16 protein-coding genes and 1 tRNA gene are annotated in these 15,573 nt (G+C 54.2%); 6 read left to right on the forward strand and 11 right to left on the reverse strand.

All coding sequences use genetic code 11. From position 1 onward, the window contains the following. Positions 1-149: 149 nt before the first annotated feature. Entirely contained in the window at positions 150-1,385 is a 1,236-nt protein-coding gene (locus QE408_RS06535) for a DNA cytosine methyltransferase (RefSeq protein ID WP_306929525.1), read from the forward strand. On the opposite strand, the gene QE408_RS06540 is transcribed toward QE408_RS06535, so the two are convergent. Further along, positions 1,386-2,201, reverse strand: coding sequence for a PmeII family type II restriction endonuclease (locus tag QE408_RS06540; RefSeq protein WP_306929526.1), 816 nt, complete (start codon positions 2,199-2,201; stop codon positions 1,386-1,388). 306 nt (positions 2,202-2,507) lie between these two features. Between QE408_RS06540 and QE408_RS06545 the strand changes: the two genes are divergently transcribed. Continuing rightward, the gene (locus QE408_RS06545; RefSeq protein ID WP_306929528.1) at positions 2,508-2,984 is read left to right on the forward strand and encodes a hypothetical protein; all 477 of its coding nucleotides are present in this window, start codon (positions 2,508-2,510) and stop codon (positions 2,982-2,984) included. A 27-nt stretch (positions 2,985-3,011) separates the two neighbouring features. On the opposite strand, the gene QE408_RS06550 is transcribed toward QE408_RS06545, so the two are convergent. Continuing rightward, a complete protein-coding gene (locus tag QE408_RS06550; RefSeq protein WP_306929529.1) occupies positions 3,012-3,443 on the reverse strand; it encodes a hypothetical protein in 432 nt (143 codons plus the stop codon). Positions 3,444-3,662: 219 nt separating this feature from the next. On the opposite strand from QE408_RS06550, the gene QE408_RS06555 reads away from it, so the two are divergent. Continuing rightward, entirely contained in the window at positions 3,663-4,244 is a 582-nt protein-coding gene (locus QE408_RS06555) for a recombinase family protein (RefSeq protein WP_306929530.1), read from the forward strand. 274 nt (positions 4,245-4,518) lie between these two features. Here QE408_RS06555 and QE408_RS06560 read toward each other — a convergent pair whose 3' ends face one another. Both QE408_RS06560 and QE408_RS06565 read right to left on the reverse strand, forming a co-directional pair. Beyond that, positions 4,519-5,556, reverse strand: a complete 1,038-nt coding sequence (locus QE408_RS06560; protein WP_306929531.1) for a hypothetical protein — start codon at positions 5,554-5,556, stop codon at positions 4,519-4,521. A gap of 527 nt (positions 5,557-6,083) precedes the next feature. Then, positions 6,084-7,076 carry a site-specific integrase gene (locus QE408_RS06565; RefSeq protein ID WP_306929532.1) on the reverse strand — a complete coding sequence of 331 codons (993 nt, stop codon included), beginning with the start codon at positions 7,074-7,076 and terminating at the stop codon, positions 6,084-6,086. Positions 7,077-7,261: 185 nt separating this feature from the next. Here QE408_RS06565 and QE408_RS06570 point away from each other — a divergent pair, with 185 nt between their 5' ends. Further along, positions 7,262-7,579: a hypothetical protein gene (locus QE408_RS06570; protein ID WP_306929534.1), complete on the forward strand. Its 318-nt coding sequence runs from the start codon at positions 7,262-7,264 to the stop codon at positions 7,577-7,579. A 137-nt stretch (positions 7,580-7,716) separates the two neighbouring features. Here the strand turns inward: QE408_RS06570 and QE408_RS06575 are convergent. After that, a tRNA-Ser gene (locus QE408_RS06575) sits at positions 7,717-7,806 on the reverse strand. A 496-nt stretch (positions 7,807-8,302) separates the two neighbouring features. On the opposite strand from QE408_RS06575, the gene QE408_RS06580 reads away from it, so the two are divergent. Beyond that, on the forward strand, positions 8,303-9,766 hold the full coding sequence (locus QE408_RS06580; protein ID WP_306929535.1) for a PAS domain-containing sensor histidine kinase: 1,464 nt from the start codon (positions 8,303-8,305) through the stop codon (positions 9,764-9,766). A 145-nt stretch (positions 9,767-9,911) separates the two neighbouring features. Here the strand turns inward: QE408_RS06580 and QE408_RS06585 are convergent, their stop codons facing one another. From QE408_RS06585 to QE408_RS06610, 6 genes are all read right to left on the reverse strand, one after another. Next, a complete protein-coding gene (locus tag QE408_RS06585; protein ID WP_306929537.1) occupies positions 9,912-10,355 on the reverse strand; it encodes a GNAT family N-acetyltransferase in 444 nt (147 codons plus the stop codon). 8 nt (positions 10,356-10,363) lie between these two features. Next, a complete protein-coding gene (locus QE408_RS06590; protein ID WP_306929539.1) occupies positions 10,364-11,314 on the reverse strand; it encodes an aldo/keto reductase in 951 nt (316 codons plus the stop codon). 101 nt (positions 11,315-11,415) lie between these two features. Then, entirely contained in the window at positions 11,416-12,399 is a 984-nt protein-coding gene (locus QE408_RS06595; RefSeq protein ID WP_373465514.1) for a GlxA family transcriptional regulator, read from the reverse strand. An 8-nt stretch (positions 12,400-12,407) separates the two neighbouring features. Continuing rightward, entirely contained in the window at positions 12,408-12,965 is a 558-nt protein-coding gene (locus QE408_RS06600; RefSeq protein ID WP_306929543.1) for a cysteine hydrolase family protein, read from the reverse strand. Positions 12,966-13,133: 168 nt separating this feature from the next. Then, the gene (locus QE408_RS06605) at positions 13,134-13,493 is read right to left on the reverse strand and encodes a hypothetical protein (protein ID WP_306929544.1); all 360 of its coding nucleotides are present in this window, start codon (positions 13,491-13,493) and stop codon (positions 13,134-13,136) included. A gap of 63 nt (positions 13,494-13,556) precedes the next feature. Next, positions 13,557-13,772, reverse strand: a complete 216-nt coding sequence (locus QE408_RS06610) for a hypothetical protein (protein WP_306929546.1) — start codon at positions 13,770-13,772, stop codon at positions 13,557-13,559. A 183-nt stretch (positions 13,773-13,955) separates the two neighbouring features. Between QE408_RS06610 and xseA the strand changes: the two genes are divergently transcribed. Then, a complete protein-coding gene (gene xseA, locus QE408_RS06615) occupies positions 13,956-15,557 on the forward strand; it encodes an exodeoxyribonuclease VII large subunit (RefSeq protein WP_306930235.1) in 1,602 nt (533 codons plus the stop codon). Positions 15,558-15,573 lie beyond the last annotated feature (16 nt).

The following is a 15,573-nucleotide window of genomic DNA, read 5'->3' on the forward strand; positions in this document are numbered from 1 at the left end:
CTCTTTGAAGCGTCACATTTATGTGCCGCTGATGTGGCCTCAGGATCACGGCGGTCAGCTCGAGAAGGGACTTTAAAGGGAAGGCTTCGCAATTCTACCGCCTAGTGCTAGTGACAACAAGCAGGCAATCAACGAATCGCAGGTAGGCTATGACATTCTCATTCGTATCTTTTTTCTCGGGCGGAATGGGACTGGATATCGGTTTAGAACGAGCAGGCGGCACGATATATGCAGCCAATGAAATCGATGCCGCGGCTGTGAGAACGATTAAAGCAAATATGCCAGACATTCCCGTTTTCGAGCAGTCGATAGCGGATTTGTCCGGAGCCGAAGTCCTGCAAGCGATCGGCATGAAGCAAGGCGAGTTGGATCTGGTAGTAGGTGGCCCGCCATGCCAGTCATTCTCGGTATACGGCAATCGTAGTGGGATCGGTGATCCCAGAGGACAGCTAGTTTTCGAATATGTTCGAATGATTGGGGAGCTATTGCCGAAAGCTTTCATTATGGAGAATGTTCGCGGCCTGCATTCGATGCCACTCATACCACCCAAGTTAGCGGCAAGTGTCGATGGCTACCATAAGTCAATGAGCGCTCACGGAAGTCTCCTCCGTGAAATATACGATCAATTCTATGACTTGGGGTATCACATCGACGGATACTTGGTGAACGCGGTTAATTACGGCGCACCGCAGATTCGAGAACGACTACTACTTATCGGCAACCGTATCGGTTCGAGGGCTAATTTCCCCGCTCCGACACATAGTAATCGTCAAGAGGACGGACTTCCCCCATTCACCAGGTTGCGAGACGCAATCCTTGACGGATTTGAGGACAACGACTCCGACATAATGGATTTCAGCCCTCGGAAAAAACACTACTTGCAAATGGTGCCTCCGGGCGGAAACTGGCGAAGTTTACCCGAGGAAATTCAAAAGGAGTCCATGGGCAAAAGCTGGTATCTAAAAGGTGGCCGTAGTGCTACGTGGCGCAGGCTTGATTGGAATTTTCCATCGCCGACCGTAGTGACTATGCCTAACCACGCATCTACTAGTATGTGTCATCCAGATCACGTTCGAGCCTTAACCGTAGGCGAGTGCGCGGCTATACAGGAATTTCCGCGGGATTGGAAACTGCAGGGCTCGGCTGCGGAGAAATACCGGCAGATCGGGAACGCCGTTCCTGTCAGATTGGGCTTGGTAGCAGGCAGCGTCGTCCAACAGCTTCTTGCAGCGAGCGGGCGTCATGATAATCTGACTAAAGATTACGCTATCAAACACCTCCGTCCCCACGTCAGGACAAAAAGTTATTGGCGTAACGGCGAAGCGTTCGCTGGGGCTACAGGCTATTATGACGAGCCGGCGGCTGAGCAGTTCAGCTTTTTCTAGTTAGTCGTTAATCGCTGATGCGAATTTCTTCCAATCATCCACCGAATGAGGGTCTTGAATTGTGGCAAACACTTTCGTGATATTGCGCTCGATCTTTTCTGTGTCTTCAGCAGCTTTTCTTTCGATACCTGCGGATGCCTTGGTCGCTCGAACGATACCTTCGATGATCCAGTCCTGGGTATCGTAGTCGTCGCCTAGCCAAGCCCAGAATTCTCGACCCGAGATAACTTCGACGTTATCTGTTATATCGACAACATCGTGGTTCTGTCCGGTGTTGATTCCCCGAATGATCCTGTATTTATCGGTTAGCCCCTCGCTGCGACCATAAAACGTCCCGACTATGATCTTTTCAAATAAGGTGGAGTCGCTTGCTCTTAGCTTGCAGATTTCATTTAGCGACGCGTTGAGGTTTACCGCCTGACCAAGCTGAATAGTCCATTTCCCTGCTTTCAAAGAAAGTAAATAACGTTTCCCGCCTTTTTCGACTACGTGGTCAATATTGTCATAGGCGCTATGGGTCATATTCATTAGTGACCGAGATTTGCGCGATAGCTTCTTAGTCTTAAAGACTTCAGGCAGAACTTTTTCGTCAATGAATTTTCCGAAGCCTGTTCCGTGCCCAATGTAAAAGTGGCCTCCAATGAGGAATTCGGCAAGCTCACTGCCGCTGCTGAAACCATGGAGATTCCAGATCAACGGAGCCAGAAACGGGTTGATTTCCATGGTTTGATTAACGGTGTCGCGAATTTTCTTTTGCCGTTGAGATATCCACCAGGTAGTCCACGTCTGAACACCCTCTATAATATTGTCTTTCATCACAGAATCATCCTCGTAAACAAGGATACGGTGGACGATCAATGGCGGTCTGTCCAGCCGCATAACCGCATAGGTTGTCCGGAAAAATGTTCGGTTTGTTAGGATGTGATGCGGGCGCTAAATGCTTCACAAGAGAGAGCCGGGGCTGGCATAGCGCATTTGACCCAGGCGAGATTGCTAGCTGGCACGGTGCAGCAAAGCGTTGTATCGCAGAGTAAAGTATGGTGCGTGCGCCGAAGGGCTCTTTGGCACTTTCGCGATATTGCGCCTACAAGTTATGTCGATTGATTCCGGACAAAGTTCAAAATGCCGAAGAAGCAAAAACGCGATAGTGGCTATTACGAAGAGCGCTTGCGAAATGAATTTCCGCTGGTTTATGCTGATCTGAAAGCTGGAAAACACAGGACGATTACTGAGGCTTCAATCGCTGCCGGAATAAAAACTGGGCGAACTCGACTCCACGAGCTGAAAAACGCTTGGAAAAAAGCATCCGCTTCTGAGCGGCTTGAATTTGTAGGCTGGTTGAAAACGACATCGGGAACCAGCCTACACCGGTCTCCCAAACCGGTTTTTACTAAAGACAATTACTTAGAGCCTTGGGCCAAGAAGCGTATTGATGACATCATGCAGTCTCGAGGCATCACAGCAAGATCGATCCGTGATCAGATTGGGATACCGGCGAAAGATACATCACTTGAAAGCGCATTCAGGGGCTCACGTATCCTGAAGAGGTCCACGCGTGACAAAATAGAGCAATGGCTGTTATCCCAACCATCGCCCTAAGTCATCGCATGGGATTGATAGATCGATCTACTGCTCGCGAAGCTGATCCGATACGGCATCTGTCAAAGCTTCGATTGATGCCTCCGCGCCTCTCGTCATCGTGTATTTGTATCGCTCAAGCAAGGCGTCTGAACATGTCGGATTGTGCTTCGTTACCTCGCGCTCGAAAGCTCGTTCCATTTCGCGATCCACCACGATCAGATCGAGGTTAGGAATGCGTCCCAACAGATTCAGCACTCGCTGCTTGTAAGCGATATGCTCTCCATCAGGTTTTCCGCATTCAACCGACCCACGCTTCAGAGCCACGTAGGGGACTGTCGCGTTAAACAACGCCGTCTCAAGCGGACCAGCGAACGCAGGAGAGCCAACCACCATCAAAGGAATAGCTATAACCGCCTTCAGCATGCTGATGAACTTAACTCGAGTAGATTGATCTACTAGACCTGGCTTCTGACTCATTGAAATCTCCGGAGCGAATGTCGATTTCGCCGCACAAAAGGGAAGGGTCCCGTCATAACGAACCGGAGACCCGGCGCCCGAAGACAAGGCCTTGAAATCCTTGGGAGCTGCTCACTCGGTCAACAGAAAACCCGTGCTGCACAAAAAGGTTCCTTTAAATCAAGGGTTTGGCGAGTATGATGCACGGATTAGCAGCACCGGAAACTTGAGCGGCAGCAAATGAAGACCTTCGGATATGCACGCGTCAGCACTCTTGAGCAAAGCCTCGACTTGCAAATGTCGGCGCTGAGAGCGTCGGGATGCACCGATATCCTGACCGATGAAGGGTATTCCGGGGCAGATTTCACAAGACCCGGTCTGACGCGCCTGCTTCGAAAGCTTCGGCGTGGAGATACCATTGTTGTCTGGCGTCTTGATCGATTGGGCCGCTCACTTTTCGAACTTCTCAAGTTGATCCGTGACCTCAATGAGCGCGGTGTCGAGTTCCGATCGTTGAGCGAAAGCTTGGACACCAGCACGCCAGGAGGCCGCCTTCTTCTCCATGTGCTTGCTAGCATGGCGGAGTTCGAGCGATCTCTGATCAGTGAGAGGACTAAAGCCGGGATGGCTGCTGCTCGGTCACGCGGCAGTCAAATCGGTCGTCGTCCTGCGATGACTGACGATCAGCGCCGAGATGCAAGAGAGGCGATTGCCAACGGCTCAACCTCTGTCCAAGCCGTTGCCAAAAAGCATGGAATTCATCCCAGGACTTTACTCAGAACTTTGAAGGTGGAAGCTGAGCGTTCGAGTGCCTCTCTTTGACTCATAGGAGCTCACTGGCTGGCTTCGTCGCTCCGGATGTTGAACTGTGCGTCGGCAAGTAAGCGCTTGCTGGTGCAGCTTTAACAAGCGCTTCCTTTTTGTCGCCTCACGATTTTCAGGACCGGGAAGCTCAGTTTTTTGTTATTCTTCAATTACAATCCGGAAACGGTTTGAGCCTGAAGATGTCACGCTTCTAATTCTCTTACTTACTTTTAAAAAGATAAGAAGATTATTGGCAGCGTGACACCGCTTTTCATTCCAAACACCATCCCGGTTAGGGGGAAATCTGATCCGAGGTATGAGGGGGCGTACCGAGACCCGTGTCGTTCATTTCGTTTTTCTTCCTAGCTCTACACCTCCGCTGCCGCTCCCGGTCCATCTTTCGCTTGTAGTCCCCTGCCGGATCGTCCACCCCAGCTTGCTTAGTAGCTTCCTTCAGAACCAGATCGCCGAGAAATTTGCATCCGTGTATCTGCGGGCACGAAGCACACTCCGGCGAAGATGGATCGAGGGCGTAGTGCATCCCGAAACATGTTGGCCAGCGTTGAGTGGAAGTGAGCGGGACATGAGGAATAGTGACCACTGGAAAAATCTGAAGGTCACTTTCGACAATTTCCATCGCATTATTGACCACCTCCTCTGACACCAATGTCCGAAAGCATTCAGCAGGCACTTGCTGCCGATCATATGTGAATTTTTGTATCGCACGGTGAAGAGGTAGGTGGGCTTCTCTCACGTGATCGAGGACAAAGCGTCTGAAGTCTTCTTGGGCAGGCAGGCCGCGATAGTTCTCGATCAGATAGATTGGGTGCTCGACGCGGAACAGACCATTGGCGATATACTCATTCCACCGTTTGATAATGAATTGTTCGCACAACCCCTCGGATGCGCGATTGCCGAGTAGTTGATTTGGTCGAGGAAACCTGCGTCGTTTGTCACCTCGTCTGAATGCGAAGTCGAAAGCAGCCTCGATGTAAAATGGATAGGGAATGCCAAGACGATCTGCGCGCTGCCGTGCCGCAACCAGTTGGCTTCTCTCGCGGGCATTGCCTTTCATCGTGAAAAAGTGGACGCCGCTCACACTGTCCGCACGCTCGACATCGACCTCCTCCGCAAATTTTCGACTGTAGACTTTCTGATAACATTCCGTGAACAGCCGATTGGCTTTCTTGGGAGACATGAACCGGTATTCAAACCACTTGACGGCAGTCAGTTGCCGCTCTGCTTCCAGAACCGCGACCGGGTGCTGCTGGACTGTCTCGACCAGAGAGTCCATCCGGAGATGTTCGGGAGTTTTTTGTTGTGTAGGCATGGGTTATCCTTCCCGCCAGTGACGGCGAATTACAAAATTTGGACTTGGGATAAGCGGGCGCCTGCTATGAATTCGCATATAGCGAAATCGTCGGCGGTTACTGAAAAAAATTGAGGTGGTCAGCAGAAAAATTTCGGACTGCTGATCAGCGCGAACAAGGCGCTCTCAACCTCTTTGCGATAGTTCCGTAGGCGAATGCGCATGAATCCGGCGAAAAAAATGATTTTTCGGCACTTTTTGTCAACTTGGTGGAAAGCCAGTGTAAACGTTTCTCTTATTCCAGCTAAGAAACAAACTGCCGAATCTCTGTGTAGGCAACCCAAAAAATCGTCCCTCTGTCGCGCTCAAAGGCACGAAAGTTGTCTAAAGGTAAAGCTCGCTACCCTTGTGGGAGAGGTGGTTAGGATTTCGTAGTGTCGTCTGGACCCAAGGCATCCCCTTGAACGGAGACGCTTTTTTCTAGGACTTCACTGACCGGGTGGGGAAAAGTATCCGGTGCGAGAGATAATAATGATGGGTAGATCAATCTATCCGAGGCGAGCAACCAGATCGTCAGCGCTCAAATGCGTATAGCGCTTCAGCATTCGAAGCTCTTTATGTCCGGAGATGCTGCTCACCTCTATTACATTTAGACCACGTTCGAAGAGGCGGCTAACGCCTTCGTGCCGGAGATCGTGGAAGCGTAGTGCTGTCACACCGGAGCGGTTCAAAAGCCGTCTCCATGCCTGCTCAAGCGTCCCTGCACGCATTGGAAAAATGGTAGATTGATCTACGTTTGGATGCTCGCTCCAAACGATCAGTGCTTCAAATGCACGCTGAGACAGAGGAACCTCACGACTGGAACCGTTCTTGGTAAGCGTAAGGGACAGCACTCGACGGTTATGTGAGAAGTCGCTCCACTTGAGTCCGAGCAGCTCACCGCGGCGCATTCCAGTTTCGATGGCGATGATGAGTAGCGTGCGGAGGAAAGGTATCTTCCCGGTATCACAAGCGTCCAGCAGGCGCTGCTCTTCATTGATCGTAAGACGGCGGCTGCGCTCGTTCCGTATTACCGGACGACGCACCGACTTCACCACGTTCTTTGATAATGGCAGACCCCAATCACGCATTGCAACCTCGAGAACGTGACTAAGAATGGCAAGCTCCCGCACGGTGGTAGATGGAGCTACTGATCGAAGGCGCTCGTCACGGAAGGACGCGATCTCCTGCTGGCTGAGCCCGATCATCGTCCGGTAAGAGAGATCATGACGACGCAGCACATCAATACGCTGAATCTCTTGGACGGAGCCGCGTTTCAAAGGAGAGACTTCCCGCTGATAGCGTTCAAGAAGCTGCCCGAGTGTTGTGCTTTCTAGGATTTTCGTATCAGGTGCAGCGCCGAACCGATCTACACGGGATTCCAGATCACGCGCCCACTTTTCAGCTTCGAGCTTCGTGTCGAACGATTTGCAACGGGGCTTCATGCCACGACGACGAACCTGTGCTTGCCAGCGTCCCCTGAGTTTTCTGATCGTGGCCATTATAATCTCCAATGCATTTTGAAGATTATGCGTAGGGTGCCCCTGGAGTGGTGCCAAGGATTATCCCCGCCAATTTCGTTAGGTAAAGCTACAACGAATTGTTATCCCGTTTACCTATACACAACCCGCACGATCCTGATATCGATGAAGGACGCCGTGGGACAAAACATAGGGGAGCAAAAAGCGTGAGTATGATTTTCACAAAAGAGATGCTGGACCAAGTATATGCTAATGCGATTATACGAGCCGCGAAATCAATCGCCAGCGATGGTGATCTGACAGGTTATCTTCCGGAAGATATTGTAAAAGTAATATCCCAATCTGAGCGTCACAAAGAGGCAGTGGTGGATTTGATTGCCGCTTATCAAGACTGGTATCATTTCCATTTGACCATTTATGAAGCGGGCAAGTCGGGCAACCTTTCAGCTGGAGAAAACGCTAAACTATTAGAGTTAATAGATCGGCGAGATGCCGCTAAGTCGAAATTGCTCGCGATCACCTGAAGGGAACCGCGTTCAACTTACAGCAGAGCGCGCCTCGAGTGTGGCTCTGCTGCTAGAGCCTAACAAAGCGTCATACGCTTGCGCCGTCACAAAATCAGTGTGAACTACCACGGAAACCTTGCTGCCCAAGTTATTTATGGCGGAGAGGGTGGGATTCGAACCCACGATACCCTTGCAGGTATGCCGCATTTCGAGTGCGGTGCATTCGACCACTCTGCCACCTCTCCGGCGCGCTGTGGTAAGCGGGCCGTTCATAGCCACAGCCATGGCCCCATGCAAGCGTAAAATTCTGTTTTGCCTTGAAAACTATGAGAATTGTGGCCCTGTGCGAATACAGGGTTTCGATGAAGCGTCGGCTAAAGAGGTTTGGAGTGTTGGAAGACTGTGTTCTCAAAGATTTCAACGGCGAGCGGCGGCATGTTTGGGCGTGACAGTGTCTAATCCGGGGCCTCCAGCGCGCGCGCCCAAAGACGACGATATGACGTGTTGCAAATCTCCGCAGCCTCCAACGCTTCGCCCATCTGCGGGCTCTCTGGCACGTTCATTTTTATTCGGCTATGGTGCTTCTGATTTGAATGGGTCCGGCATTTGAGTGGTCGTTGCCGTTGGGGCAATGCCAACTTTCTGTCGGGGCTTAATGCGATTTTTGGTACTCGGAATATTAATGCGGTGGCGTGCTCGAAAAAGATGCTGCCTTAATACGCTTGCTCCAAGGGGATGTCTTTGCACTATGTCAGCGGCGGCGAATGTGGGCGGATCTTTCGCGAGTTTGACTGGGACAGCAACCCCCTTGGACCAAAGGACGCATGGCCCGTCGAACTGAAGGTGCTGGTCAATGTCATGCTGGGCTCGCTTCAGCCCATGCTGATTGTCTGGGGTCCACAGCAGATCACGCTTTATAATGATGGCTATGCGCTCATGTGCGGTAACCGTCATCCGGACGCCTTCGGAAAGCCGTTTCAGGATCTGTGGTTCGACATCTGGGACAAGGTCGAGCCCATCATCAGTGCAGCCTATGCTGGTCAGGGCACCTCGATGGATGACATCGAGTTCACGATGTATCGCAAGGGTTATGCGGAGGAAACGCATTTTGCCTTTTCTTATACGCCGGTCCGTGATCATTCAGGGACTGTGCTTGGCATGTTCTGCGCGTGCTCGGAAATCACCGGCGAGGTGCTGTTGCGGCGTGAGCAGAAGCTGCAGCAAGAGCGCCTGCGACAGGTCTTCGAGCTCTCTCCCGGCGGTATTGCCACATTGATCGGCCCCGACCACATCTTCGAGTTTGCCAATGAGGAGTGCTACTCCATCATCGGTGCCGGGCGTGATGTTATCGGGAAGCCTCTTGCCGAGGCGCTTTCGGAAGTGGTGCGGCAGGGGCATATCGAAAAGATCGATGAGGTCTACAAGACCGGACAACCCTTTGTCGCGAGAGGTCAGCCGATCGAACTGAACCGTGGACCGGGTGGCGAAAAGCAGGACCGATTGATCGATCTGGTCTATCAGCCGATGCGCGATGCCGTGGGCGATATTTTCGGGATACTGGTTCAGGCGCAGGATGTGACCGAGCGCCTGGCCGAAGAGCGGCACAAGGAACTGGTGGCGCATGAACTGGGGCATCGCCTGAAAAACCAGCTTGCCATGGTTCAGGCTATAGCATCGCAAACCTTGCGATCGGCACCGGATATGACTGTGGCGCGACAGACCCTCGCCGAGCGCATCAATATCTTAAGCCGCGCCCATGATACGGTGATTCAAGGAGGACTTGGCTCCTCGACGGTGCGTAATCTTGTCGGGCAGATGCTGGCGGTCCATGAAGACCCGAACGAGCCTCGCTTCAGTGTGGATGGGCCGGAGATCCACGTCGGCTCCCGTCCGGCGCTGTCGCTTTCCCTTATTCTGCACGAGTTAGCCACCAATGCGGTGAAATATGGGGCACTTTCAACGCCGGACGGCAAGATCGAGATTTCGTGGCGCGTCGTTGACGGTGACCGGGAGACATTCGAATTCTTGTGGCAGGAAAAAAATGGTCCACCTGTGTGTTCGCCAGACCGCGAAGGGGCGGGCTCTCGATTGATCAAGGCCGGCATATCTGGTGTCTCAAGCAGCAAGGTCATGGTTCTCTATGAGCCGAGCGGTCTTCAGTGCAAGGTTGTGGCCGATCTTCGCACTTTCCAGCAGGATCATTGAGTGAGAAAATAGCCGCAGGCGGGGCTTTGTTGTACCGCGCGGCGCTTCATATTCGAGACAAATCTGGGGCAGTTGTTTTATCGACTCGCCAGGTAATCACGCTCGGCTGTGATGCATGCTGGCCAGCACGTGTTGTCGACGTGCTCTAGAATTTAAGCCTGTAGCGAATATGGCCATCGCTCTTCACGTAGCTGTCATAGAGCGCTTGTGCACGGTGATTGTCTTCATCCGTATGCCAGTAGAGCCGCGACCATCCATTTTCGTGACAGATGCGGATGAGATCCTCAATCAGCGCACGACCGATGCCCTTGCCGCGGATCGCGCCATCGACAAAGAGATCTTCGAGGTAACAGTCCGGCGTCTTCGCCCAGGTGGATTCGTGAAAATGGTGGATGGCGAAGCCTGCGACCGTGCCGTCCAGAACGGCAAGTCGGATGGAAAGCCGCGATGCCGGGTCCAACAACTTTTCCCAGGTATGATCGGTCACGTCGTCTGGCAGATCGACCTTGTAAAATTCGAGGTAGGCCTTCCACAGGCGGAGCCAATCATCCCGGTCATTGCTGGCGGCATCACGGATCGTCAGTGTCATCGTCTCTGTCAGGCTCCTGCTTCGTCCAACAGCCGCATCATGTCATCGCTCAAGCGAAGGTTGACCGCGCGCTTGAAACTCTCCAGCTGCGACAGGCTGGTGGCGCTGGCGATCGGTGCCGTCACGGATGGTTTCGCCAACAGCCAGGCCAGCGCAATATCGGCATGTCTGGCACCGGTCTCCGCCGCAATCGTGTCCATAGCACCCAGAATGGCAAGCCCACGCGGATCGAGGTAATTTGCGACACGGTAAGAGCGAGCGACGCCTTCGGTATCGGCTTTGATGCGGTATTTGCCGGTCAAGAAACCCGCAGCGAGGCTGTAGTAATTGATGACACTGATCTCTTCGCGGGCGCATAGGTCAGCCAGTGGCCCTTCAAACTTGTCGCGGGTTAAGAGATTGTATTCCGGTTGAAGAACATCGAAGCGATCAAGTCCCGTCTTTTCGGCGACTTCGAGTGAGGCCTGGAGTTGCTCAGCGTCATAGTTGGAGCAACCGATGGCTCTGACCTTGCCGGCCTCTTTCAGTCGGGCGAAGGCGCCAAGCGTTTCCTCCAGAGGCACGGCATCGTCCGGCTTATGGGCAAGATAGAGGTCGATATAGTCGGTCTGCAGCCGACGGAGAGAATTTTCGACGGCCGTGGCGATCCAGTTGGCGCTCAGTCCCGTCTTGCGCTCATTATTGTCGAAGCCGACCTTGGTGATGATAACGGCATCGTCGCGCTTCACGGAGCCGCTCTTCAGCCACTTGCCGATAATCGTTTCGGACTCTCCACCCTGATGACCGGGGACCCAGGCGGAGTAGACGTCTGCGGTGTCGATAGCGTTGAAGCCGGCATCGAAGAAGGCGTCCAGCAGTTGAAAGGAGGTCTTCTCGTCTGCGGTCCAGCCAAAGACGTTGCCACCGAAGACGATAGGCGCGACGGAAAGGCCGGTGCGGCCAAGTGTTCGGTTCTGCATGGAGCTTCTCCTCTGGTCTGTCTGAAATGTTTAGCGGTGCTACCAGGCGATGACTATTGAATTTCCTTGATCCAATCATCTCGCCAGGGAGCAAACGCCTATCAGGAGGAGAGGTTTCGGAATGCTGTCGGCGGCTTTGTGTGATGCTGCTGCCAGATGCGCCGCAGATGACGCGCAGACGCGAAGCCCGCACGCTCCGCAACGGCTTCCATATCGAGCCTGGACTGGGAGATGATATCGCGCGCCAGCGTCACCCGGATCAGATTGACATAGTCCACGACGCTCAATCCCGTTTGCTCTCGAAACAGCCGGGAAAGATGCCGTTGGCTGAGATGGGCGATGTCCGCAAGGCGCGCCAGAGTCCAGTCAGCCGCCGGATCCGCGACGATGGCATCCTGAGCCCTGTGAATAGACGGGTGAATGTGATTTCGACCTGAGAGCCAAGGTGAAATTTGTGGGTCTTGGGCCGTTCGGCGAAGATAGACCACCATGATCTGAGCGATGCGGGCAGCGACCTCCGGGCTGACGAGTGTCGAGACGAGATGCAGGGTGAGGTCTATGCCGGTGGAAATGCCGGCACTCGAGAAGCGCTTGCCATCCTCCACGAACAGTCTGTTTTCCTCAACGAAGGCAAGAGGCGCAATGCGCTTCAGATCCGCGATGCAATGGGCATGGGTGGTGCAATGATGACCATCGAATAGTCCGGCCTCCGCCGCGATCAGCGCGCCAGAGCAGATGCTGACGATTGTCGTGTCTGGCCTTGCCGTTCGCCGCAGCCAGTCGGAAATGGCGCGCCTTTCGTGAGCGACCTCCGGCTGCTGCTGAGACGTGGACGAGCTTCCGGAGATCAGGATCATCGCCTGTGCGGGCAGCACCTCTGGCAGAGGCTCCAGCCCGCAAAGACCGAGGCCTATCGTCGTCGTCTGATTTGGCTGGGCTGCGATGTAGCGGCAATCGAAGCGGATTTTCTGCTGTTGTTCATTGGCGTAGCGAAGTACTTCCAGAGGCCCGGCAACATCCAGCAGCAGCGTATGCGGCGGCAGCACCACAAAAACGGAGATCACCTCTGGTTCGTTGCCGGGCATTTGGCTCATCAGGCGGCCTTTCTCATGCCATCAATCGCATCTTCTACGGTTGCAATGCGCGCAAATCGTCCAGCCAGCACCAGTTCGGTGCGTTTGGCGATTTCGGCGGGCGAAAAGATGTCACCGGATGCATGCGTCATCGGGAAGGTCAGGGTTGCTTCTGTCACATAGTCGACCTTATAGCCCAGATCGGCGCCATGGCGTGTCGTGGTTTCGCAGCATTGCTCGGTGCGAATGCCGGAAACGATCAGGTGGTTGATCCCCTGTTGGGTCAGCCAGATATCAAGACCCGTGCCGACGAAGGCGGAGTGCCGGCTCTTTTGGAAGGTGACGGTCGGGTTGATGCTGATTCCGTCGAATGTGCGGATGAAGCCGCTAGTGGCCGAAAAGGCGCGGTCTCCATCGACATGGAAGATCTGCACGACAGGAATGCCTGCCGCGTTCGCTCCATCGATCAATGCCTGTTGCGCCGCCAAGAATTTCGGCAGACCGCTCTCTTCGAAGTAGGGCGCGTGCCGGAAGGATTCCTGTACATCGATAACGAGAAGCGCAGTATGGTGGGACATTTTTGTATCTCCAGTTTCAATCTGGATATCGTTTTAAACCCATTATTTGAAGGTGAAATGCGCGCATCAGACGAAAAGAGGACGTATCAAGCCATTACTGTCTTTGCAGGTTAGGGGTAAAGTGGTTACTTGCGGATGATGTCGTCCAGCCCGAGGTTTCGTCGCCCTTCAGGGAGTGAAGCGGCGGACGCGCCAATAGCCGATGCCGGACAGAAGCAACGCAGCAGCGGCCGCTGCTCCACAAGCAAGTGGCCATTGAAGGATGGGATTGCGCAGCACCAGCAGCGTGAACATGCCGTAGTTGACCAGCAATGATATCAAAGTGATGCTGACTGTGATGAAGCGGCTGTTGTCTGCAAAGACACTCACATGCCGGAGGTAAACGGCGGCAAAAGCTGCGGCTGACAGGGTACCGATTGTTTTGCTTGGGAGAATAGGAATGCCTGCTTTGGACACCAGAAACCAGGTGACAAGGGCATCGAGTGCCATAACCATGATCTGAAAAGAAATAAAACGAGCGAATGTCACGCCAAACCTCGATGATGAGCTGGCGTCATCATAAGTGCTCAATCAGGCGCTGTCAGCAGAGACCTAACGAAGCGCGAAAGCTCCGAAGAACGCGATCGCAACACCGATGTTCAGCCCCGCGAGCGTCACTAAAAGCGTCAAAATCGAAACGCCGCTTGCCGCCATAAGGGCCGCAGCTGCGAAGACTGCCACCACAAGAATGCCGACCATCGCGACAGCGAAGGTCGAACGTGTTGCCGCAGCACTCAAGCCAAGGCCGATTCCGATAATGAATTCCATGATGCCGCTCCTCCCAAAGCAATCAGACATGGCATCTTCTCCTCAAAAGCCTGCAATGTCTCCTCAGTGGCATGCACTTCAAGATACAGAATGTAACACATCATAACGATTCTGCCAGTTTTATTCAAACTGTCATCAAGGCGTCGCGGTTCCCGAATCGTGGCACTTCAGTTACCATGGGGCATGAGCGATATTTTCAGTCAGCCGGCGCTGAGCAACCTCACCGAGTTTTCCGTTTCCGAACTCTCCGGATCCATCAAGCGGACGGTGGAAACCGCGTTCGATCAGGTGCGGGTACGGGGCGAGATTTCCGGTTATCGCGGACAACACACATCCGGTCACGCCTATTTTTCGCTGAAGGACGATCGCGCCCGTATCGATGCCGTCATCTGGAAGGGAAGCTTTTCCAAGCTGAAGTTCCGCCCGGAAGAGGGCATGGAAGTGATCGCGACCGGAAAGATCACGACCTTTCCCGGATCGTCTAAATATCAGATCGTTATCGAGAGTCTGGAGCCCGCCGGTGCCGGCGCACTCATGGCGTTGCTGGAAGAGCGCCGCCGCCGGCTGGCCGCAGAAGGATTGTTCGATCAGGCGCGCAAGCGCCGTCTGCCCTACATGCCGCATGTGATCGGTGTGGTGACCTCACCGACGGGTGCCGTCATCCGCGATATCCTGCACCGTATTTCGGATCGCTTTCCGGTTCACGTGCTCGTCTGGCCCGTCAAGGTTCAGGGTGATGGTTCCGGCGAAGAGGTCGCGAATGCCATTCGCGGATTCAACGCTCTGCCTCAGGGCGGTGCCATACCCCGCCCGGATGTGCTGATCGTCGCGCGTGGCGGCGGCAGTCTTGAGGACCTGTGGAGCTTCAATGACGAGATTGTCGTGCGAGCGGCGGCAGAAAGCGCAATTCCGCTGATTTCGGCCGTCGGTCACGAGACCGATACGACCTTGATCGACTATGCCGCGGACGTCCGCGCGCCAACCCCGACGGGGGCGGCGGAAATGGCAGTGCCGGTTCGTGCCGATCTTGAGGCGCAACTCGCCGGTCTGGCGGCGCGTCTCTCCGGCTCCACGCGGCGGCACATGGATAACCGTGCACAGGGGCTTCGTGCGCTTGTGCGTGCTCTTCCCTCCCTCGATCAATTGCTGGCTTTGCCCCGCCGTAGGTTCGATGAGGTCTCTGCCGGTCTGGGCCGCGGGCTTGAGCTCAACACCATGAACAAGCGCCGCAGCTTCGAGCGCACTGCCTCCGGATTGCGGCCGGATGTTCTCGGCCACGGTCTGCGCCAGCATCGCCAGCGTGTGAATGAACGCATGCAGCGTGCGGAAGCCCTGATCGAGAGACGACTGTTGCAGGCGAAGTCGCGGGTTTCGTCATCGGATTCTTCCTTGCGTGCCCTGCCTATGCGCCTCTCCGGCCAGTTAGACCGGCAGAAAGAACGGCTGCTGGCGTCGGTGCGGCGTGCCGACACAGCTATTCTTCATCGCATGACGCAGAACAGATCCGGCCTTGCTGCGCATGAGCGTATCCTGCAGTCGCTGTCCTACAAGAACGTCTTGAAGCGCGGCTATGCGGTCATCCGCGACGAGGAGAACCGGCCACTGACACGTGCCGCCGCCGTCGCTCCCGGCGCGGTCATCTCGGTGGAATTCGCCGATGGTGAAGTTTCGGCGGTGGCGGGTGCGGATGCGCCGCAACCAGCTGACGCATCTTCGGCTCAAGTGCGAAAGAAATCCGTCAAGCCCATAGCAACCGACCCTGGAAATCAAGGCAGCCTGTTTTAGAACTGCTATGCATTAT

This window comes from Agrobacterium larrymoorei, assembly GCF_030819275.1.
Lineage (GTDB): Bacteria > Pseudomonadota > Alphaproteobacteria > Rhizobiales > Rhizobiaceae > Agrobacterium > Agrobacterium larrymoorei_B.